Here is a 20,137-nt window from a genome sequence, read left to right as displayed (position 1 = left end):
AGGCGATAAAAAACCCCGCACAGCTTGCGCCGGCGGGGTTTGGCTGAAGCGGACCGCGCGCCTGTTTATCAGGCGATCGCAGCGACCGGTTCGGTGCCGGCTGCTTCGGCGAGCGCCATAGCCCTGTCCGTGGCTTCCCACGTGAATTCCGGCTCTTCGCGGCCGAAGTGACCGTAGGCCGCGCTCTTCTCGTAGATCGGGCGCAGCAGGTCGAGCATCTGGATGATGCCCTTCGGACGCAGGTCGAAATGCTCCAGCACAAGCTTCGTGATCGTCGCATCCGACACACGGCCCGTGCCGAACGTGTTGACCATCACCGAAGTCGGCTGGGCAACGCCGATCGCGTACGACACCTGAATCAGGCAGCGCGACGCCAAACCAGCAGCCACGATGTTCTTCGCGACATAACGGCCGGCATAAGCTGCCGAACGGTCGACCTTCGACGGATCCTTGCCCGAGAACGCGCCGCCGCCGTGCGGCGCTGCGCCGCCGTACGTATCGACGATGATCTTGCGGCCCGTCAGACCGCAATCGCCTTGCGGGCCGCCGATCACGAACCGGCCGGTCGGGTTCACCAGGAACTTGATGTTGCCCTTGATCAGGTCAGCCGGCAGCGTCGGCTTGATGACTTCTTCGATCACGGCTTCGCGCAGCGTGTCCAGGTCGATGTCCGGCGAATGCTGCGTGGACAGCACGACCGTGTCGATCGCGTGCGGCTTGCCGTCGACATAACGCACGGTGACCTGCGACTTCGCATCCGGGCGCAGCCACGGCAGACGGCCGTCGCGGCGCAGATTCGCCTGGCGCTCCACCAGACGGTGCGACAGGTGGATCGGCAGCGGCATCAATTCCGGCGTTTCTTCGCACGCGTAACCGAACATCAGGCCCTGGTCGCCGGCGCCTTGATCGAGGTTGTTGTCGTGCGCACGGTCCACACCCTGGGCGATGTCCGGCGATTGCTTGTCGTATGCCACCAGCACCGCGCAGCCGCGGTAATCGATGCCGTACTCAGTGTTGTCGTAGCCGATGCGCTTGATCGTGTTGCGTGCGACCTGGATGTAATCGACGTTCGCGGTCGTGGTGATTTCCCCGGCCAGCACGACGAGACCCGTGTTACACAGCGTTTCGGCTGCAACACGCGAGTATTTGTCCTGGGCCAGGATGGCATCGAGGATGGCGTCCGAAATCTGGTCCGCGACTTTGTCGGGATGGCCTTCGGAGACGGATTCGGAAGTGAAGAGATAGTCGTTTGCCACGTTGCGGACTCCTGTTGTGTGGTTACGGTTGAGTTTCACGTAGCCAACTTCGGGAGACCTGAAGCGGCGACGCTTTAGCGGATTACCTTACCGGCAGGGGCCTATCCTATGGATCGCACCCGCCAGCTTCGCCCCGCAAGTTGTCTATTAACTCGGCGAAGCCCTTATTATAGCGATTTCCTTTGAATGTCACAGGGTGTCCACGAGTGCGGTATCACGTCAATTTCTCCGCTTTCCTGACAACAGCCTGGCAAGGCACCCCGCAGCGGGGTGCCTCATGCTGAGCCGCTATGGCGCGATGCTCGCAATCGGGCTGCTGAAATTGTTTGCACTGTTGCCATATGGTTTCGTCGCCCGCGTGGGCGACGGACTCGGCTGGCTGCTGTACCAGATCCCGAGCCGGCGCAAGCGCATTGTTCATATCAATCTGAAACTGTGCTTCCCCGAATGGAATGACGAGCGCCGCGACGAAGTCGCCCAGAAGCACTTCCGGCATGCGATCCGAAGTTATGTCGAACGCAGCGTGCAATGGTTCGGCTCGGCGGAAAAGCTCGAAAAGCTGATCCAGCTCGACAGCGAAATCGACCTCACCGACCCGAATCTACCGCCTACGCTGTTCCTCGGCTTTCACTTCGTCGGTATCGAGGCGGGCTCGATCTTTCTGAATTACTCGCTCAAGCGCCAATGCGGCTCGCTGTATCAGCCGATGTCGAACCCGGAGCTCGAAGAAGTCGCCAAAGCGGCACGCGCGCGCTTTGGTGCCGACATGGCGAGCCGTGCCGACAGTGCGCGCATCGTGCTGCGCTGGCTGCGCGACCGCAAGCCGGTGATGCTCGGCGCGGATATGGACTACGGCGCACGCAATTCGACATTCGCGCCGTTCTTCGGCGTGCCCGCCTGCACGCTGACCGCGGTCGGCCGTCTGGCCAAGGTCGGACATGCGCAGGTGGTGCCGTTCATCGGCGAGGTACTGCCGAACTACAAGGGTTATCGGCTGAAGGTGTTCAAGCCGTGGGAAAACTACCCCACCGGCGACGACGACGCCGACGCGCGCCGCATGAACATCTTCCTCGAAGAGCAGATTCCGTTGATCCCCGAGCAGTACTACTGGGTGCACAAGCGCTTCAAGACCCGGCCGCCGGGCGAGCCGAGCGTCTACTGACCGGCCGTCGAAAAAAGCGCCTGAACGAGGAAATGAAGCGGCAAACAAAGCAGCAAATAAAACGGCGTTCGGCCCGCCTGCAGGCGCGTCACTTACAATAGCGCGATGAAACTGAAATTCACCAAAATGCACGGCGCGGGTAACGACTTCGTCGTGCTCGACGGCTACACCCAACCGGTCAACCTGACGCCGGCGCAGGTGCGCGCGCTCGCGGACCGGCATTTCGGCGTCGGCGCCGACCAGTTGCTGCTGGTCGAGAAGCCCACCGTAGACGGCGTCGATTTCAGATACCGCATCTTCAATTGCGACGGCGGCGAGGTCGAGCACTGCGGCAACGGCGCGCGCTGCTTCGTCAAGTTCGTGCGCGACAGCGGCCTGACCGACAAGCGCAGCGTGCGCGTGCAGGTGCAGAACGGCACCATTCTGCTGACCATGCAGGAAAACGGCGAAGTGCTGGTCGACATGGGCGCGCCCGTGTTCGAACCGGAGCGCGTACCGTTCGCCACCAAAGGCCTCGAAGGCCGCCGCGAGGGCACGGACACGCTCTGGCCGCTCGACGTGAACGGCGTGACGCGCTGGATTTCGGTAGTGTCCATGGGCAATCCGCACGCCGTGCAAGTGGTCGAGGACGTCGAAGATTTCCCGGTACTCGTCGAAGGCCCGGTGATCGAACGGCATGCACGCTTTCCGCAACGGGTGAACGCGGGCTTCATGCAGATCGTCGGCCGTAGCGAGATCAAGCTGCGGGTCTACGAACGCGGCGCCGGTGAAACGCTGGCGTGCGGCACGGGCGCGTGTGCGGCAGTCGCTGCCGGCATTCGCCGCGGGCTGCTGGATGCGCCCGTGCTGGTGCACACGCACGGCGGCAAGCTGACCATCACGTGGGACAGCACGCAAGAAGGTGCGCCACTGCTCATGGCCGGCCCTGCGGCAACCGTCTTCGAAGGCGAGATCGAACTGGCCGACTGACCCGCGCCAGTGGAATACCCGATTCAGCGGCCGAGCGATCGGTCGAGGAAGTACCCGACACATGGCCTCGAACAGGCCGATGAAGTAGCCGATGAACAGCCCGATGGAGAACCAGAAGGGCTCTTTCACCGGCCGACCGAACTCATGACCGATGCGCCGCCCGAAGGCGTCGTCCCGTAGTCCTTTAGCCGAAACCATGAACGATCGCGAAGTCGCCGAATATCTGCTCGCCAACCCCGAATTCTTCGCCGAACACGCGGAAATGCTCGCGACGATCCGGCTTGCGAACCCGCACGGCAAAGCCGCGGTGTCGCTGCAGGAACGGCAAATGGAAATGCTGCGCGACAAGAACAAGCATCTCGAACGGCGCCTGGCCGAGCTGCTGCGCTACGGTCACGAAAACGACAGCATTGCCTCGAAATTCAATCGCTGGACCATCCGCGTGATGGCCGAGCGCGATCCGTACGCGCTGCCGCGCACGATCTCCAACGGCTTGCGCGATATTTTCGATGTGCCGCAAGCCGCGCTGCGCGTATGGGACGTCTCCGAGCCGTATGCACAGGCCGAGTTCGCGCGCCATGTCGGCGAAGAAGTGCGAATCTTCGCGAACAGCCTCACCACGCCGTACTGTGGCGCGAACACCGGCTTCGAAGCAGCGCAGTGGCTGGCGCCGGCGGTGTCGGCGGTGAGCGACGGCGCGTCAGCGGGCGGTGCGAGTGAGTCCGCACACGCTACCGAGTCGATTGCGCTGCTCGCGCTGCGCGACCCCGAAGGCAAGGAAGAAGCGCCCACCTTCGGCCTGCTGGTCATGGGTTCGGCGGACGCACGCCGCTTCCACGACGGCATGGCCACCGATTTCCTGACGCAGATCGGCGCGTTGGCCAGCGCGGCGCTGAGCCGTCTGCTGCCGCGCTAAGCCGCCGATCCGCCGATCCCGCCAAAGGCCATCGTGACCGCCGCCGACCCGATCGCCGCCTATCTGTCGAATCTCGAACATGAGCGGCGACTATCGGCGCATACGCTGCGCGGCTACACCCACGAACTCGACGAGCTCAAGCTGCTGGCCAAAGGTCGGCCGCTTGAAAGCCTCACCGCTGTCGATATTCGCGGCGCGGTTTCGCGGGCGCATGCCGGCGGCCTGACGGCGCGCTCGATCAGTCATCGGCTGTCGTGCTGGCGGGCGTTCTACCGCTGGCTCGCGGGCCGCGTCGATCTGCCGGCCAACCCGGTCGCCGCCGTGCGGGCGCCGAAACAGGCCAAATCACTACCCAAAGCGCTTTCCGTCGACGACGCCACGCGCCTGATGGAGAGCCCGCCCGCCGCGACGCCCGAAGGTCTGCGCGACCACGCGATGCTCGAGCTGTTCTACTCGTCGGGCCTGCGTCTGGCCGAACTGGTCGGCCTCGACGCCCGTTTTGCCGACGCCGACGGCTACCGCTCCGCGGGCTGGCTCAAACTCGACTCCGCCGAGGTCGAAGTGCTTGGCAAGGGCGACCGGCGTCGCATCGTGCCGGTCGGCAGCAAAGCTATCGACGCCTTGAACGCGTGGCTCGCGGTGCGCGAGCAGATGGTGAAACACGATCCGCATCCGCTGTTTCTTTCGACGCGCGGCAATCGGCTGTCGCCGAATGTCGTGCGTGAGCGTGTGAAGCGCGCGGCGCTGGTCGCCGGCATTCCCGCCAACGTCCATCCGCACGTGCTGCGGCATTCGTTCGCCACGCACGTGCTGCAGTCGAGCGGCGATCTGCGGGCCGTGCAGGAACTGCTCGGGCACGCCAGCATCACCGCCACCCAGGTCTACACCGCGCTCGATTTCCAGCATCTTGCGCACGTCTACGATCAGGCGCATCCGCGCGCCAAAAAACGCGACTGATTCCGCTCTTTGCTTTTTGTTTTGCTTTTTGCGGCTTGCGGTCTGAACCTTCGCTTCACCTGCCGTGTGCCTCTTTGTCCACGCGGCCTACTGCTCCTGCTGACACCCTGATGAATACCGTTACGCTCAAACCGTCGAAAGAAAAATCGCTGCTGCGCCGCCATCCGTGGGTCTATGCCAACGCGATCGATCGCGTCGACGGCAATCCCGCTCCCGGAGCGACCGTGCTGGTGCGCGCGCACGACGGCCGCTTCCTCGCGCGTGCAGCCTACAGCCCGCATTCGCAGATTCGCGCCCGCGTGTGGAGCTTCGACGAAGCCGAACCGATCGATCATGCATTCTTCAAGCGCCGCGTGCAGCGCGCGCTCGCGCATCGTCAAACGATGGTGCACAACACGGGTGCCGTACGGCTGATTTTCGGCGAAGCGGACGGCCTGCCCGGCCTGATCGTCGATCATTACGTGGCCGAAGACGAAGGCCAGCGCAGCCAGCTGGTATGCCAGTTCATGGCGACCGGCGTCGAAGCATGGAAGGAAGCGATCGTCGCCGCGCTGACCGACGCGACCGGCTGCCCGAACGTCTACGAGCGCTCGGACGTGTCGATCCGCCAGAAGGAAGGGCTTGAGCAGATCACCGGCGTGCTGGCGGGTGAAGCTCCGTCGGAAGCGCTGATTGCGAGCGAAAATGGCGTGCGTTACCACGTCGACGTGCGCAACGGCCACAAGACAGGCTTCTACGTCGACCAACGCGACAACCGCCTGCTGGTGCAGGAACTTGCGAAAGATCGCGACGTGCTGAACTGCTTCTGCTACACCGGCGGTTTTTCGCTGGCGGCATTGAAAGGCGGGGCGAAGCGCGTGGTATCGATCGATTCGTCGGGCGACGCGCTCGCGATCGCGCAACAGAACGTGGCCGCCAACGGTTTCGACGCCGAGCGCGCCACCTGGCTCGACGCCGACGCGTTCAAAACGCTGCGCCGCCTCTACGACGAAGGCGAGCGTTTCGACCTGATCGTGCTCGACCCGCCGAAATTCGCGCCCTCGCGCGAACACGTGGACCGCGCCTCGCGCGCCTATAAGGACATCAACCTGACCGGCCTGAAGCTGCTGCGCCCGGGCGGCCTGCTGTTCACCTATTCATGCTCCGGCGCGATCGACTCGGAGTTGTTCCAGAAGATCGTCTCCGGCGCGGCGGCCGATGCACGCGTCGATGCACGGATTCTCAAGCGCCTTGGCGCTGGAGTCGACCACCCGTTGCTCACCGCATTCCCGGAAGGCGAATATCTGAAAGGCCTGCTGTTGCAAATTGCCTGATCGCCCATAGCTTCAGGGCTATTTCCCGAGTGCCGCGGAGGGGTTCGCCCCCGCCGTCAGCGCCGGCTTGACAGATATGTTTCAATATCCGCCTAGATCGGGCCGCGCGCCGTCAGGCTGCCGTGCCCGGCAAACCGGATTCGCAGACGCATTCGCTGCAGCTTGCGCGCTGCGCATTTCGCGCTGCAGATCCGGCGCTGTACATTTCGCGCTGCACATTTCGCGCTGTAAATTCGCGCTGTAAATTCGCGCTGTAAATTCGATTACGCACAGACTCACGTAAAGGCGACCAACATGATCCCAGTCACCATCCTGACCGGCTTTCTCGGCAGCGGCAAAACCACCCTGCTCAAGCGCATCCTGAACGAAAAGCACGGCATGAAGATCGCCGTGATCGAGAACGAGTTCGGCGAAGAGAACATCGATAACGAAATCCTCGTGCAGGACACGAGCGAGCAGATCATCCAGATGAGCAACGGCTGCATCTGCTGCACGATCCGCGGCGACCTGTCGCGCGTGCTGGGCGATCTGGCGGCGAAGAAGCAGTCCGGCGAACTGGATTTCGACCGGGTCGTGATCGAAACCACCGGTCTCGCCAATCCAGGCCCGGTCGCGCAGACGTTCTTCATGGACGACCAGATCGCCAACGAATTCCTGCTCGACGCAATCATCACACTGGTCGACGCGAAGCACGCGAACCATCAACTGGACGAGCATGAAGTGGTGCAGCGTCAGGTCGGCTTCGCCGATCGCCTGTTCATCACCAAGGCCGACCTGGTCGATGAACAGCATGTGGACGATCTGCGCCATCGCCTGTTGCACATGAATCCGCGGGCGGCGATCAAGTTCGTCAATTTCGGCGAAGCGGACATCAAGGAAATCTTCGACTTGCGCGGCTTCAACCTCAATTCGAAGCTCGAAATCGACCCGGACTTCCTCGCTGAAGACGAACACGCGCACAGCCACGCTCACGCGCATGACGAGCACGGCCACACCCATGCCGACCACGACGGTCACGATCACGAAAACTGCGATCACGACCACGGCAAGTGCGACCACGAAGGCCACGACCACGCGCATCACCATCACGCGCACCACGACGACAAGATCAAATCGTTCGTCTACCGCAGTGACCGCCCGTTCGATCCGAACAAACTCGAGGACTTCCTTGGCGGCATTTTGCAGATCTATGGCGAGCGCCTGTTGCGCTATAAGGGCGTGCTGTATATGAAGGGCGTCGACCGCAAGGTGGTGTTCCAGGGCGTCCACCAGATGATGGGCAGCGACCTCGCCGCGAAATGGCAGCCGATCGAGAAGAAGACCAACAAGATGGTGTTCATCGGCATCGAACTGCCGCAAGACCTGATCACCGACGGCCTGGACGCCTGCCTGGCGTAAACGTCACACGTGTCGTGCCGCGCCGGTGGTGCGGCACGCGGCGTGCCAGCGCACCGGAGCGCCCCAGCGATGAGCGTACGCCCCGCAGGCGCCGGGTCAATCGTCTGCAGAATACGCAGGGGAGCGGCTGAAAGCCCGCTGAAATGTCGGTCGTGTGAAAAACACGTGAAAACCCTGCTGTATTCAACCGTGCACGACCATCGCTTTTTGATCGTGCGCGCGTTATATTTTCGGGATATCAATGCGCCGCCGGGGGATTTTCACTAGTTGCGGTGCTGGATTGTGATTCAGTTACAATACGTGCCCACTGGAGAATGATAACGAATTGCCCGGTCAGTGCGTATTCCGCGCCGGGCCTGAAACGGCGCCGGAAAATCTTATCCGGAAATCACGCCGACAATGCCGGCTGGCACAGCGCACAAGGCATGCTGCCGGCAAGCAATGCCTCAGGAACAATTGAGAATCGGTTTCCAGAGGAGTTCGGCCCCGCAATGGCGTAGGCGCGCCCGGCGCGTGGGCGCAAGGCGCTTCGGCGTCACCGACAGCCCATCGTCCGTGCCTGCTAGCGCTCAGCGTCCTCGTGGCGTCTTTGCGGGCAATACGAAATTGCGGGCACTATGTAAGAGTTTTGCCTCACATTGAAGAAGCAAGCCAGATGACGACGAAACGACTCTTGACTGAAGCCGAAATCCTGAAGATGAGCGACAAGGATTACATGAATGAGGATCAGCTCGCTTTCTTCAAGAACAAGCTCGAACAGCTGCAGGCGGACATTCTCCGCAACGCCGGCCAGACGACCGAGAACCTGCGCGAAACGGTAATCGTGCCGGATCCCGCCGACCGTGCAACGATCGAAGAAGAGCACGCGCTCGAACTGCGCACGCGCGACCGCGAGCGCAAGCTGCTGAAGAAGGTGCAGCAATCGATCGCGCGCATCGATTCGGGCGATTACGGCTGGTGTGAAGAAACCGGCGAGCCGATCGGCATTCCGCGTCTGCTCGCGCGGCCCACGGCCACCCTGTCGCTCGAAGCACAGGAACGCCGCGAACTGCGCCAGAAGCTGTTCGGCGACTGAACGCCTGCGGCGCGGCTTCGGCTCCGCGCCCTTTTTAGCTGCTTCGTCAGAGGCGCACGGTGATCTGTGCGCCTTTTTTCTTTTGTGCGCCCTTCCGCACAGTCCTCCGCTCTGAATCCCGTGTTTTTGTCTTATGCCATTTGCCGGCTCTTGATATGACCGCGCACGCCCTAAAATAAGTCGAACATGCGTTGTACGAGCGCACGCCAACCGGTTGATCGTTGCAGCGTTGCGCGCCGTCCGCTTTCAGGATTCATGCGGTGGTGCTGCACCACCGTGTCCTACCCGTTTTGCAAAGAGGAACGCATATGGAGCAATTTCACGGCACGACGATCGTTTCCGTGCGCCGCGGCGACAAGGTCGCGCTTGGCGGCGACGGTCAGGTGACGCTGGGCAACATCGTCATGAAAGGCGGTGCGAAGAAAGTCCGGCGCATCTATAACGGCAAGGTGATGGTCGGCTTTGCCGGCGGCACGGCCGACGCCTTCTCGCTGCTCGACCGCTTCGAAGCGAAGCTGGAAAAACATCAGGGTAATCTGACCCGCGCCGCCGTCGAACTCGCCAAAGACTGGCGCACCGACCGCATGCTGCGCCGCCTCGAAGCGATGCTGATCGCCGCGGATGCCACCACCACCCTCGTCATTACCGGTAACGGCGACGTGCTGGATCCGGAAGGCGGTATCTGCGCGATCGGTTCAGGCGGCGCATACGCGCAAGCCGCCGCGAAGGCGCTCGTTGACAATACCGAGCTGTCGCCGCGCGAGATCGTGGAGAAGTCGCTGGAGATTGCCGGCGACATGTGCATCTATACGAACCATAACCGCGTCATCGAGACGATCGAGTAAGGACCCACGATGAGCACCATGACCCCTGCCGAGATCGTCTCGGAACTCGACAAACACATCATCGGCCAAGGCCGCGCGAAGAAAGCGGTTGCCGTGGCGCTGCGCAACCGTTGGCGCCGTCAGCAGGTTGAAGACCCGCTGCGTCAGGAAATCACGCCGAAGAACATTTTGATGATCGGACCGACCGGCGTCGGCAAAACCGAAATCGCGCGGCGTCTGGCGAAACTGGCCGACGCGCCGTTCATCAAGATCGAAGCCACCAAATTCACCGAAGTCGGCTACGTCGGCCGCGACGTCGACAGCATTGTGCGCGATCTGATGGAGATCTCAATCAAGCAGACGCGCGAAACGGAAATGCGCAAAGTACGGACCAAGGCGGAAGATCAGGCCGAAGACCGTATCCTCGACATCCTGCTGCCGAGCGCCCGGCCGGTTGGTTTCGGCGCGAGTTCGAACGCCGTCGACACGGCGGACGAAGGGAGCACCACGCGTCAGACTTTCCGCAAGCGTCTGCGCGAAGGCCTGCTCGACGACAAGGAAATCGAACTTGACGTCGAACAGCCGCAAGTGGGCATGGACATCATGGGACCGCCGGGCATGGAAGACATGACTGAGCAGATCCGTTCGATGTTCGCGAACATCGGCGGCGGCAAGAAAACACGCCGCAAGCTGAAGGTGAAGGAAGCGCTCAAGGTCCTCACCGACGAAGAAGCCGGCAAGATGCTCAACGACGAAGAGGTGAAAGCCAAGGCGGTGCAGAACGTCGAGCAGAACGGTATTGTTTTCCTCGACGAAATCGACAAGATCGCGTCGCGTAGTGAAGCAGGCGGTGGTGAAGTGTCGCGTCAGGGCGTGCAGCGCGATCTGCTGCCGCTCGTCGAAGGCACCACGATCAACACCAAGTACGGCATGGTGAAGACCGACCACATTCTGTTCATCGCAAGTGGCGCGTTTCATCTGGCCAAGCCGAGCGATCTGATTCCGGAACTGCAAGGCCGCTTCCCGATTCGGGTCGAACTGGATTCGCTGTCGGTGGGCGATTTCGAATCGATCCTGGTGTCGACCGACGCGAGCCTCGTCAAGCAATACCAGGCACTGCTGGCTACTGAGGACGTGCACCTGGAATTCGCCGACGACGGCATTCGCCGTATGGCTGAAATCGCGTACTCGGTCAACGAGAAGACTGAAAACATCGGCGCGCGCCGTCTGTACACAGTGATCGAAAAACTGCTCGAAGACGTTTCGTTCGCAGCCGGCAATCACTCGGGCAAGACGGTGCAGATCGACGCGGCGTATGTCGATCGCGCGCTGAACGACGTGGCGGAAGACGAAGATCTGTCGCGTTACGTGCTGTGATGCCGGCGCCGACGCTGATATCGCCTTAAAGCCGCGCGCCTCGCATGCAGCCAATCATGCGTGAGGCGTAAAAAAACGGGCCGTCTTGTGAAAGACGGCCCGTTTTGCTTGACGGCTCACAAGCGCGCGCAAGCCCCAGCGCTTACTGCTTGACCGGCCGCTTCGCCAGCTTGCGTTGCAGCGTTCGACGATGCATGTTCAACGCGCGCGCAGTGGCCGAAATATTGCCGCCGTGCTCCGCGAGCACGCGTTGAATATGCTCCCACTCCAGACGCGCAACCGACAACGGCATGGGATGCTCAATCGCCTCTTCAGCTTGCAGCGAACTCGCTTCGCTTTGCAGCGCCGACAAAATCGTCTCGACATTGGCGGGCTTCGCCAGGTAGTTATCGGCGCCGTCTTTCACCGCCTGCACCGCCGTGGCGATGCTGGCATAACCGGTCAACACCAGCATGCGCGCGTCAGGCTGCAAATCACGCAAGGGGGCCACGAGCGTAAGACCGGAATCGTTGCCGAGATGCAGGTCCACCGTGATCTGGTTGAACTTCTGCTGGTTCGCCAACTTGATCGCCTCATCCGCATTGTGCGCTTCGGCCACCGTATAACCGCGCCGCGTCAAACCACGGGCGAGGATGCCGGAGAACACTTCATCGTCGTCGATCACCAGAAAATTCATATCGCTCATGCCTGTTTCTCCGTGTTGGATGGCGTAGTGCCTTGACGGCCCGCACCTGATGATTTGCGCGCTGCAAGCGGCAGCCTCAACACTGCACGCGTGCCACGCGGCTTGATCTCGCTGACATCGGCCAGCTCGATCGATCCCTTCAGACGTGCCGCCGCTGAAAATGCCAGATACAGTCCCACGCCGTGCCCCCCCTGTGTGCTGTCGACCGGCATCGCGCCGAGCGACCCGCGCAACGCGGCAGGAATGCCAGGGCCCGCGTCAGATACCTCGAATACGATCTGGTCGCCGCGGGCGGTGAGCGTGCACGACAGCGTGACGTGATCGCGGCTCGCACGCGCGGCGTTGTCGAGCAGAATCGTCAGAATCTGACTGACGGCAACCGTATCGTCAAGACTGACGCCTGCGGGCGGCACACCGATCCGCTCGAACTTCACATGCGGATGACGCAAGCGCCATTGCTCGCCAAACGACCCGAGCCATTCGCTGACCGTTTGCCGGTTGGTCGCGGTCGTTGCACGGCTGCGCAACCGCGCAAGCGCCGAAGTACACAGCGTCATTTGCCGTTCGAGCAGTTCCAGATCGGCGCTGTACGGCGCGAGCCCCTTATCGGTTCGCGCGGCGTCGCGCAATTCTTCGGACAACATTGCAATTGTAGACAGCGGCGTGCCGATTTCGTGCGCGACAGTGGCGGCCTGCACGCCGAGCGCGACGGCGCGTTCGTCGTGAAGCAAGCGCTGCTGCGCGTCTCCGAGCGCTGCGTCACGTAGTCGCAGAGCGCGTGACATGCGCGCGACGAACCACGCAATCAGGCCGACGCTGACCATGAAGTTCACCCACATGCCGGCGCGAAAGTAGTCGAACAGGTTCGCCGGGTTGTCGAGATTGAGCGGTACGGAATCGAAGCCGAGCACGGCGTAGCAGGCCACGGCGAAAGCGGCGAGCCACGCCATCAGATGCCATGGCAACACGGCGGCGGCAATCGCGAGCGATGGCAGGTACAGCGAAACGAATGGGTTGGTGGTGCCGCCGGAGAGGAACAGCAGCGCCGACAACGCGCCGAGATCAACCCAGATCTGGCCGAACAGCTCCAGATTGGACTCGGGCCGCTGCTGCGAGACACGCCACCACGTGAGTCCGTTGAAGATCACTTCGAGCGCGATCACGAGCAACATGGCGGGCAACGGCAGATGCACGCCGAAGAAGGTCTGCACGAACGCGATCGTCACCAGCTGGCCGATGATGGCGAGGCTGCGCAGCCAGAACAGATGACCGAGGTTGACCCGGCCGGTGTTGGTTATACGATGCATGACTTAAGTTTACCTGTTCGGACTAGTCCGACTGACCTCGCTAACTCGCGCCGGTAACATGGAATTTTTGCGATAGCGCGTTGCCTAGGCCGATCACGCATCACCGGTTCTTGCGCCGCCCAAAACCATCCATGCTGCCTATCTCTGATAGCGAGACGCTCGCCTCGTCAGCTTTCCTGACTTTTCTGCGGCATGCCGCCGCGCAACACCACCCACTCGACGACGAGTCGATCGAATCGCTCTTTGCCACGCTGCTCGAGCAACATCGTCACAACGACGCGATCGAACTCGCCGCCATTATTGCCCAACTCGATCCCCGTCGCGCTCTTGCACACTTCCGTGTCGGCTACGCGCTGCAGATGGCAAACCGGCATGGCGAGGCAATCGCACCCTATCGCCGCGCTCTCGCCATCGATCCGGCCTTGCCGCAGTTGCGCAACAATCTCGCTGGCGCCCTCACACTCACTGGCGGCGATCTCAACGAGCAACTCGCTCTACTGGAAAGTGCAGTTCACGACGAACCCCGCAACGGCGACGCATGGACCAATCTCACTCAAGCAAGCCGCGTCAATTTAGATCTGCCGCGCGCGCTCGAAGCCGGTGCAAGCGCTGTGCAATGCGCGCCGGATAGTCCGCTGGCGCATAACAACTATGCGCTGGCGCTGCGTGAAGCGCAACGCTGGGACGAAGCCGAGCACACCGCAAGAACTGCCTGTGCATTAGCACCCAACGACGCAACCATGCGCTCCAATCTCAGCATGCTGCAGCTCATGCATGGCGATTACGCGCACGGCTGGCAAACCCATGAAGCGCGCTGGGACGGCTCGTTTGAATTGGGCGGCAACCGCCCCGCCATGCCCGCGCCGACCTGGCAAGGCGAATCGCTCGCCGGCAAAACGCTGCTGGTGTGGGGGGAACAGGGCATGGGCGATGTCTTGCAGTTCAGCCGCTATGTCCCTCTGCTGGCCGCGCGTGTTCATCGCGAGGGCGGCCGACTCGTCTGGAATTCATTTCCGCAAATGGGCGCGCTGCTCGCGCGCAGCCTCAGCGATCATGTGGACGGCTATTCAGCCGGTGGCGGCGTCGAATCTTTGCCGCCGTTTGATTACGAAATTCCGTTACTCAGCCTGCCTTTGATATTCGACACGCGCGAAGAGACCATCCCCGCTGCGATTCCGTACCTGCATGCGGACGCCACAGCCAGCAAGTCGTGGCGAAAGAGGCTTAGCGGAGAAACGAGGCTCAAAGTGGGACTGACATGGACCGGCAGCCTGGGCCATCAGCGCAATCCATTCCGGCGGGTCGGTTGGGAGCGCTACGCGGAACATTTCGGCGGCATGCACGACATGGCGTTCTATTCGCTGCAACCCGGTGCGGAAGCGGACGTCGCTGCCGCCCGAGCGGCGGGTCTGCCGATGTCGGACTACACCGCCGAATTCGCCAATTTCGACGACACGGCGGCGTTTGTCAGCGCGCTCGATCTCGTCATCACTGTTTGCACGTCCGTGGCGCATCTGAGCGGCGCACTCGGCCGGCGCACATGGGTGCTGCTCGACGTCAATCCGCATTGGGTCTGGCTGCTCGACCGGCCCGACAGCCCATGGTATCCGAGCGCGACGCTCTACCGGCAGCCACAGTTCGGTCAATGGGATCCAGCACTGGAGGCCGTTGCCCGCGATCTGGGTATGCTTGCGGCCCGGCACCACGCGGCGTAGGCCGGCAAGGCGGCCGCCAGAGCCGCACCGCACCGCGCCGCGTTCAAGGCGAACCGGCTCCCTGCGCCGATTGCACGGCTCGCGCGATCTCTGCTGCGAGACATTCAGGACACAGACAGCGGCCCGATGGATCAAGCCTGTCTGCCGCCAAGGCCGGCATCTCGCGGCACCAGCAGTCGAACGGCACCCGGTGCATGGCGCAATCGAACGCCTGACCGCAGCGCGGACAAAGCGCGCTGCTTGCGGAGCGGGAAGTTGACGATTTCATGACGGGCCGGTGGTTTCACTTCAGCCTGGATCAGGAAATGATGCCACGACTGGCGCGCCGCCGTCGGTCGGCAATCGGCCGTTCGGCCAATTCTCGGGCAGTTCTGAACGGCGATAGGCTTGCTTGCCGGCCGTCGCTGCGAAAAGCCGCCCATTGCGCAGTGCGCAAAGCCGGCGCCGCCCGCCACCGGCGCCGCTATGGAAAACCCTGTTGCAGCGCGCCAGTCCTGTACAATTCGCCCTGTTTTAACTGTTCCGTGCCTGAGCCTGCCGCCATGTCCGAGATCCCTGACCTTTCGCAGATCGCGCCCACCCTGAAGGCTGAAATTCTGGCCGAGGCGCTGCCCTACATTCGCCAGTATCACGGTAAGACCGTGGTCATCAAATACGGCGGCAACGCCATGACCGAAGAGCGGCTGAAGCAAGGCTTCGCGCGCGACGTGATCCTGCTGAAGCTGGTCGGTATCAATCCGGTTATCGTGCACGGCGGCGGTCCGCAAATCGACCAGGCGCTGAAGAAAATCGGCAAGCAGGGCACATTCATTCAGGGCATGCGCGTCACCGACGAAGAGACGATGGAAGTCGTCGAATGGGTGCTCGGCGGCGAAGTGCAGCAGGACATCGTCACGCTGATCAACCATTTCGGCGGCCACGCGGTCGGTCTGACCGGCAAGGACGGCGGCCTGATCCACGCGCGCAAGATGCAGATGCCGGATCGCGACAATCCCGGCCAATACGTCGATATCGGTCAGGTGGGCGAAGTCGAGGCGATCAATCCCGCGGTCGTGAAAGCGCTGCAGGACGACGCGTTCATTCCGGTGATCTCGCCGATCGGCTTCGGCGAAGACGGCCTGTCGTACAACATTAACGCGGATCTGGTCGCGGGCAAACTGGCGGTCGTGCTGAACGCCGAAAAGCTCGTGATCATGACCAACATCCCGGGCGTGATGGATAAGGAAGGCAATCTTCTGACCGATCTGTCGGCACGCGAAATCGACGGCCTGTTCGCGGACGGCACGATCTCCGGCGGCATGCTGCCGAAAATCTCGTCGGCGCTGGATGCAGCGAAGAGCGGCGTGCGTTCGGTGCACATCATCGACGGCCGTATCGAGCACTCGGTGCTGCTCGAGATTCTCACCGAACAGCCGTTCGGCACGATGATCCGCTCGCATTGATTCCTGCCTCAAACCCGGCCCACGGGGTACGCCAGTACAGGCGTGCCAGGTGGGCCGTGCAGTTGCGCCGCCGCGGCGCTCAGTGGTACACAGCGTGCCGCGCTCCGGCGCGACAATACGCTCTCCTCTTCTACCGCCTTGCGCATCGCGAAGCGTCGTCAGCGTTCGCTGTGTGTAGCGGCTGCATGCGCCTGAACGGCGCCCTCCATCATGCGCACCCCCACTTCCCGACGCCGTCGTCCGCACATCGCAGGCGGCAGTCCGGTCTGGCTGTTCGATCTCGACAACACGCTGCACCACGCCTCGCACGCGATCTTCCCCGCGATCAATCAGGGCATGACGCAGTACATCATCGACGCATTGCAAGTCGACGTCGACGAAGCCAACCGTCTGCGCGCCGGCTACACGCAACGTTACGGCGCGGCGCTGCTCGGTCTGACCCGCCACCATCCGCTCGACCCGAACGACTTCCTGAAAGTCGTCCACACGTTCCCCGATCTCGGTTCGATGATCCGTCACGAACGCGGTGTCGCGCGGCTCGTCGCGTCGCTGCCCGGCCGCAAGATCGTGCTGACCAATGCACCCGAGGTCTATGCGCGCGCGGTGCTCGCGGAGTTGCGCATCGAGCGCCTGTTCGAACAGGTGATTGCCATCGAACATATGCGCGATCGCCGCACCTGGCGCGCCAAACCTGACCATTCGATGCTGCGCCGGGCGATGCGCGACGCACACGTCTCGCTCAAAGACGTGATCCTCGTAGAAGATACGCGTTCGCATCTGAAGCACTACCGGCGGCTCGGTATCCGCACCGTGTGGATCACCGGCCATCTGCCGCGCAAACCGCACGCGGACGGCGTACCGACGCGTCTGCCGGGCACCGGCCGGCCGCACTATGTGGATCGAAGCATTCGTTCGTTAAAATCGCTACGACTGGGCAGCCGCTCGGTTCGATTGAAGGGACAGCAGACGGGACGACAGCCATGCAGCCGATCGACAAGCCTGACGAAGCCGTAGCCGAACACGAACCCACCCCGTCGGCCGCCCCGCGTGCGCCGCGCCTGAAGCCGGGCGAGCGCCGCGTGCACATCCTGCAGACGCTTGCCGCGATGCTGGAGGCGCCGAAGAGCGAAAAGATCACCACAGCGGCACTCGCCGCCCGGCTCGGCGTCTCGGAAGCCGCGCTGTACCGCCATTTCGCCAGCAAGGCGCAAATGTTCGAAGGGCTCATCGAGTTCATCGAGCAGACCATCTTTGGCTTGATCAACCAGATCGCCGACAAAGAAAGCAACGGGGTGCTGCAAGCCCGCGCGATTGCGCTGATGCTGCTCAACTTCCCCGCGAAGAATCCCGGCATGACACGCGTGCTGACCTGCGAGGCGCTGGTCGGCGAGCATGAGCGGCTGACCGAGCGCGTCAATCAGATGCTGGAGCGAGTCGAAGCGTCGTTGAAGCAGTGTTTGCGGCTGGCTCAGATGGAGGCAAACGCAAGCGCGGGCGCGGGCGAAACCACAGGTCCGAGCGCAAATGCACACGCCGCCCCGCTGCCCGCCGGCTACGATCCCGCGATCCGCGCGAGCCTGCTGCTGAGCTACATCATCGGCCGCTGGCATCGGTATGTGCGCAGCGGCTTTGCGCGGCCGCCAGCCGAACACGCCGATGCGCAACTGCTGCTGATTCTTCAGTAGTCCGCGCCGCCCGCGCAACGGCAAGGCAGCGCCCACGACGCTGCCGCATGAAATTTTCCGCTATACTTTGCGCCTGACTTCGGCACCTCGATACTCCTGAGACCGCTGTCCAGAACACGCTGAACACCATCACGCGCCGATTTGCTGACTCGATTGCGGGCGCGCGAACTACCGGGAACATCCGATCCCGCAGTTCACTATAAATGCGGCTAAAGAGGTCGTCAGCCGCGCACACCGCTTCTCCTCCGTGCCTCGCCGACGCCAATCTAGCCGCCCTGTATTTGTTAAATGGCGGAATGAATGGAATCGATCGGTATCGTCGCTCCCCAAAAAATGCATTTCACCGAGCCGCTGCTCATGCAGAACGGCAGCTCGCTGGCCGGTTACGACCTGATGGTCGAGACCTACGGCACGCTCAACGCCACGCGCAGCAATGCCGTGCTGGTGTGCCACGCGCTCAACGCATCGCACCATGTGGCGGGCGTGTACGCCGACAATCCGAAGGACATCGGCTGGTGGGACAACATGGTCGGCCCGGGCAAGCCGCTCGACACCAACAAGTTCTTCGTGATCGGCGTGAACAACCTGGGTTCGTGCTTCGGCTCGACCGGGCCGATGAGCATCGATCCGGCGACCGGCAATCCGTACGGCGCGACCTTTCCAGTCGTCACGGTTGAAGATTGGGTGAACGCGCAGGCGCGCGTCGCCGACGAGTTCGGCATCACGCGCTTCGCGGCGGTGATGGGCGGCAGCCTCGGCGGCATGCAGGCGCTCGCGTGGAGCGTGATGTATCCGGAGCGCGTGGGCCATTGCATCGTCGTGGCGTCCACGCCGAAGCTGTCCGCGCAGAACATCGCGTTCAACGAAGTCGCGCGCTCGGCGATCCTGTCGGACCCGGATTTTCACGGCGGCAACTACTACGCGCACAACGTGAAGCCGAAGCGCGGCTTGCGCGTCGCGCGCATGATCGGCCACATCACGTACCTGTCGGACGACGACATGGCCGAGAAATTCGGCCGTTCGTTGCGCCGCGCGGAAGGCGCGGTGGACGCGTACAACTTCAACTTCGACGTGGAATTCGAAGTGGAGTCGTATCTGCGCTACCAGGGCGACAAATTCGCCGACTACTTCGACGCGAACACGTACCTGCTGATCACCCGCGCGCTCGACTATTTCGACCCAGCCAAAGCCTTCGACGGCGACCTGACCGCCGCCGTCGCGCACACCACGGCGAAATACCTGATCGCCAGCTTCTCGACCGACTGGCGCTTCGCACCGGCCCGCTCGCGCGAACTGGTGAAGGCGCTGCTCGACCACAAGCGCACGGTAACCTACGCGGAAATCGACGCGCCGCACGGCCACGACGCCTTCCTGCTCGACGACGCGCGCTATCACAACCTGATGCGCGCCTATTACGAACGTATTGCGAACGAGGTGAACGCATGAACCAGCGAGCACTCGATTATCTGGCGCTGCGCCCGGACTTCCGCGCGATTGCCCGCTGGGTCGAACCGCGCGCCACCGTGCTCGATCTGGGTTGCGGCGACGGCTCGTTGCTGTCGCTGTTGAAGGAAGAACTGGACGTGCAGGGCTACGGCATCGAAATCAACGACGCCGGGGTATTGGCGTCGACGCAGAACGGCGTCAACGTGATCCAGCAGAATCTGGAAGACGGTCTGCGTCTGTTCGAAGACAGCAGCTTCGATTTCGCGGTTTTGTCGCAGACGCTGCAAACCATCCATCAAACGGCCGCGATCCTGCGCGAGACGGTGCGGGTGGGCAAGGAATGCATCGTCTCGTTCCCGAATTTCGGCTACTGGGCGCACCGGCTTTCCGTGCTGCAAGGCCGCATGCCAGTGTCGAAATCGCTGCCTTATCAGTGGCACAACACGCCGAACGTGCGGGTGCTGACGATCAAGGATTTCGAGGCGCTGGCGCCGGAAGTCGGCATCGAGATTCTCGACCGCGTGGTGCTGCACGACGGCCAGGTGGTGCGATGGGGGGTGAACTGGCGTGGTAGTCTTGCGGTCTATCGCGTCAAGAAAAGCTAACGCCA

At 62.5% G+C, this 20,137-nt stretch carries 19 protein-coding genes; 15 read left to right on the top strand and 4 right to left on the bottom strand.

What is annotated here, in order from left to right; translation table 11 throughout:
* Positions 1-68: 68 nt before the first annotated feature.
* Positions 69-1,256, bottom strand: coding sequence for a methionine adenosyltransferase (gene metK / locus AYM40_RS00510; RefSeq protein WP_063494494.1), 1,188 nt, complete (start codon positions 1,254-1,256; stop codon positions 69-71).
* A gap of 277 nt (positions 1,257-1,533) precedes the next feature.
* On the opposite strand from metK, the gene AYM40_RS00505 reads away from it, so the two are divergent.
* From AYM40_RS00505 to hslU, 9 genes are all read left to right on the top strand, one after another.
* Positions 1,534-2,418: a lipid A biosynthesis lauroyl acyltransferase gene (locus tag AYM40_RS00505; protein WP_063494493.1), complete on the top strand. Its 885-nt coding sequence runs from the start codon at positions 1,534-1,536 to the stop codon at positions 2,416-2,418.
* Between the two features lie 105 nt (positions 2,419-2,523).
* Positions 2,524-3,387: a diaminopimelate epimerase gene (gene dapF / locus AYM40_RS00500; protein WP_063494492.1), complete on the top strand. Its 864-nt coding sequence runs from the start codon at positions 2,524-2,526 to the stop codon at positions 3,385-3,387.
* Positions 3,388-3,583: 196 nt separating this feature from the next.
* Positions 3,584-4,303: a DUF484 family protein gene (locus AYM40_RS00495; RefSeq protein ID WP_063494491.1), complete on the top strand. Its 720-nt coding sequence runs from the start codon at positions 3,584-3,586 to the stop codon at positions 4,301-4,303.
* 33 nt (positions 4,304-4,336) lie between these two features.
* A complete protein-coding gene (gene xerC / locus AYM40_RS00490) occupies positions 4,337-5,260 on the top strand; it encodes a tyrosine recombinase XerC (RefSeq protein WP_063494490.1) in 924 nt (307 codons plus the stop codon).
* Positions 5,261-5,370: 110 nt separating this feature from the next.
* A complete protein-coding gene (locus AYM40_RS00485) occupies positions 5,371-6,573 on the top strand; it encodes a class I SAM-dependent rRNA methyltransferase (RefSeq protein WP_063494489.1) in 1,203 nt (400 codons plus the stop codon).
* A gap of 294 nt (positions 6,574-6,867) precedes the next feature.
* Complete coding sequence (locus AYM40_RS00480) at positions 6,868-7,971, top strand: CobW family GTP-binding protein (RefSeq protein WP_063494488.1); 1,104 nt, start codon at positions 6,868-6,870, stop codon at positions 7,969-7,971.
* Between the two features lie 655 nt (positions 7,972-8,626).
* Positions 8,627-9,046, top strand: coding sequence for an RNA polymerase-binding protein DksA (dksA, locus tag AYM40_RS00475; protein ID WP_012431412.1), 420 nt, complete (start codon positions 8,627-8,629; stop codon positions 9,044-9,046).
* A 308-nt stretch (positions 9,047-9,354) separates the two neighbouring features.
* Complete coding sequence (hslV, locus tag AYM40_RS00470; protein ID WP_028197737.1) at positions 9,355-9,891, top strand: ATP-dependent protease subunit HslV; 537 nt, start codon at positions 9,355-9,357, stop codon at positions 9,889-9,891.
* 9 nt (positions 9,892-9,900) lie between these two features.
* Positions 9,901-11,247, top strand: coding sequence for an ATP-dependent protease ATPase subunit HslU (gene hslU, locus AYM40_RS00465; protein ID WP_063494487.1), 1,347 nt, complete (start codon positions 9,901-9,903; stop codon positions 11,245-11,247).
* Between the two features lie 142 nt (positions 11,248-11,389).
* On the opposite strand, the gene AYM40_RS00460 is transcribed toward hslU, so the two are convergent.
* Both AYM40_RS00460 and AYM40_RS00455 read right to left on the bottom strand, forming a co-directional pair.
* Positions 11,390-11,932, bottom strand: a complete 543-nt coding sequence (locus AYM40_RS00460) for a response regulator transcription factor (protein ID WP_063494486.1) — start codon at positions 11,930-11,932, stop codon at positions 11,390-11,392.
* Complete coding sequence (locus tag AYM40_RS00455; protein ID WP_063494485.1) at positions 11,929-13,239, bottom strand: ATP-binding protein; 1,311 nt, start codon at positions 13,237-13,239, stop codon at positions 11,929-11,931. The genes AYM40_RS00460 and AYM40_RS00455 overlap by 4 nt, the downstream gene beginning before the upstream one ends.
* A gap of 131 nt (positions 13,240-13,370) precedes the next feature.
* Between AYM40_RS00455 and AYM40_RS00450 the strand changes: the two genes are divergently transcribed.
* Entirely contained in the window at positions 13,371-14,954 is a 1,584-nt protein-coding gene (locus AYM40_RS00450) for a tetratricopeptide repeat protein (RefSeq protein WP_063494484.1), read from the top strand.
* Between the two features lie 43 nt (positions 14,955-14,997).
* Here the strand turns inward: AYM40_RS00450 and AYM40_RS37840 are convergent, their stop codons facing one another.
* Complete coding sequence (locus tag AYM40_RS37840; protein WP_082854895.1) at positions 14,998-15,222, bottom strand: cysteine-rich CWC family protein; 225 nt, start codon at positions 15,220-15,222, stop codon at positions 14,998-15,000.
* A gap of 274 nt (positions 15,223-15,496) precedes the next feature.
* Between AYM40_RS37840 and argB the strand changes: the two genes are divergently transcribed.
* From argB to metW, 5 genes are all read left to right on the top strand, one after another.
* Positions 15,497-16,396 carry an acetylglutamate kinase gene (gene argB / locus AYM40_RS00440; RefSeq protein WP_063494482.1) on the top strand — a complete coding sequence of 300 codons (900 nt, stop codon included), beginning with the start codon at positions 15,497-15,499 and terminating at the stop codon, positions 16,394-16,396.
* Positions 16,397-16,606: 210 nt separating this feature from the next.
* Positions 16,607-17,410, top strand: coding sequence for a pyrimidine 5'-nucleotidase (locus AYM40_RS00435; protein ID WP_063494481.1), 804 nt, complete (start codon positions 16,607-16,609; stop codon positions 17,408-17,410).
* Entirely contained in the window at positions 17,377-18,081 is a 705-nt protein-coding gene (gene slmA, locus AYM40_RS00430; RefSeq protein WP_063494480.1) for a nucleoid occlusion factor SlmA, read from the top strand. The genes AYM40_RS00435 and slmA overlap by 34 nt, the downstream gene beginning before the upstream one ends.
* A gap of 300 nt (positions 18,082-18,381) precedes the next feature.
* Positions 18,382-19,527, top strand: coding sequence for a homoserine O-succinyltransferase MetX (gene metX, locus AYM40_RS00425; protein WP_063494479.1), 1,146 nt, complete (start codon positions 18,382-18,384; stop codon positions 19,525-19,527).
* Entirely contained in the window at positions 19,524-20,132 is a 609-nt protein-coding gene (gene metW / locus AYM40_RS00420; RefSeq protein WP_063494478.1) for a methionine biosynthesis protein MetW, read from the top strand. The genes metX and metW overlap by 4 nt, the downstream gene beginning before the upstream one ends.
* Positions 20,133-20,137: the final 5 nt, after the last annotated feature.

This window comes from Paraburkholderia phytofirmans OLGA172, from assembly GCF_001634365.1.
Taxonomy (GTDB): domain Bacteria; phylum Pseudomonadota; class Gammaproteobacteria; order Burkholderiales; family Burkholderiaceae; genus Paraburkholderia.
This window is presented reverse-complemented; position numbering and strand designations above follow the sequence as displayed.

What these genes read in the sequence shown, in the direction of transcription:
- AYM40_RS00505 (WP_063494493.1), top strand. Translation starts at nt 1,534, where the DNA reads ATGCTGAGCCGCTATGGCGCGATGCTCGCAATCGGGCTGCTGAAATTG.
- dapF (WP_063494492.1), top strand. Translation starts at nt 2,524, where the DNA reads ATGAAACTGAAATTCACCAAAATGCACGGCGCGGGTAACGACTTCGTC.
- AYM40_RS00495 (WP_063494491.1), top strand. Translation starts at nt 3,584, where the DNA reads ATGAACGATCGCGAAGTCGCCGAATATCTGCTCGCCAACCCCGAATTC.
- AYM40_RS00485 (WP_063494489.1), top strand. Translation starts at nt 5,371, where the DNA reads ATGAATACCGTTACGCTCAAACCGTCGAAAGAAAAATCGCTGCTGCGC.
- AYM40_RS00480 (WP_063494488.1), top strand. Translation starts at nt 6,868, where the DNA reads ATGATCCCAGTCACCATCCTGACCGGCTTTCTCGGCAGCGGCAAAACC.
- dksA (WP_012431412.1), top strand. Translation starts at nt 8,627, where the DNA reads ATGACGACGAAACGACTCTTGACTGAAGCCGAAATCCTGAAGATGAGC.
- hslV (WP_028197737.1), top strand. Translation starts at nt 9,355, where the DNA reads ATGGAGCAATTTCACGGCACGACGATCGTTTCCGTGCGCCGCGGCGAC.
- hslU (WP_063494487.1), top strand. Translation starts at nt 9,901, where the DNA reads ATGAGCACCATGACCCCTGCCGAGATCGTCTCGGAACTCGACAAACAC.
- AYM40_RS00460 (WP_063494486.1), bottom strand. Translation starts at nt 11,932, where the DNA reads ATGAGCGATATGAATTTTCTGGTGATCGACGACGATGAAGTGTTCTCC.
- AYM40_RS00455 (WP_063494485.1), bottom strand. Translation starts at nt 13,239, where the DNA reads ATGCATCGTATAACCAACACCGGCCGGGTCAACCTCGGTCATCTGTTC.
- AYM40_RS00450 (WP_063494484.1), top strand. Translation starts at nt 13,371, where the DNA reads ATGCTGCCTATCTCTGATAGCGAGACGCTCGCCTCGTCAGCTTTCCTG.
- AYM40_RS37840 (WP_082854895.1), bottom strand. Translation starts at nt 15,222, where the DNA reads ATGAAATCGTCAACTTCCCGCTCCGCAAGCAGCGCGCTTTGTCCGCGC.
- argB (WP_063494482.1), top strand. Translation starts at nt 15,497, where the DNA reads ATGTCCGAGATCCCTGACCTTTCGCAGATCGCGCCCACCCTGAAGGCT.
- AYM40_RS00435 (WP_063494481.1), top strand. Translation starts at nt 16,607, where the DNA reads ATGCGCACCCCCACTTCCCGACGCCGTCGTCCGCACATCGCAGGCGGC.
- slmA (WP_063494480.1), top strand. Translation starts at nt 17,377, where the DNA reads ATGCAGCCGATCGACAAGCCTGACGAAGCCGTAGCCGAACACGAACCC.
- metX (WP_063494479.1), top strand. Translation starts at nt 18,382, where the DNA reads ATGGAATCGATCGGTATCGTCGCTCCCCAAAAAATGCATTTCACCGAG.
- metW (WP_063494478.1), top strand. Translation starts at nt 19,524, where the DNA reads ATGAACCAGCGAGCACTCGATTATCTGGCGCTGCGCCCGGACTTCCGC.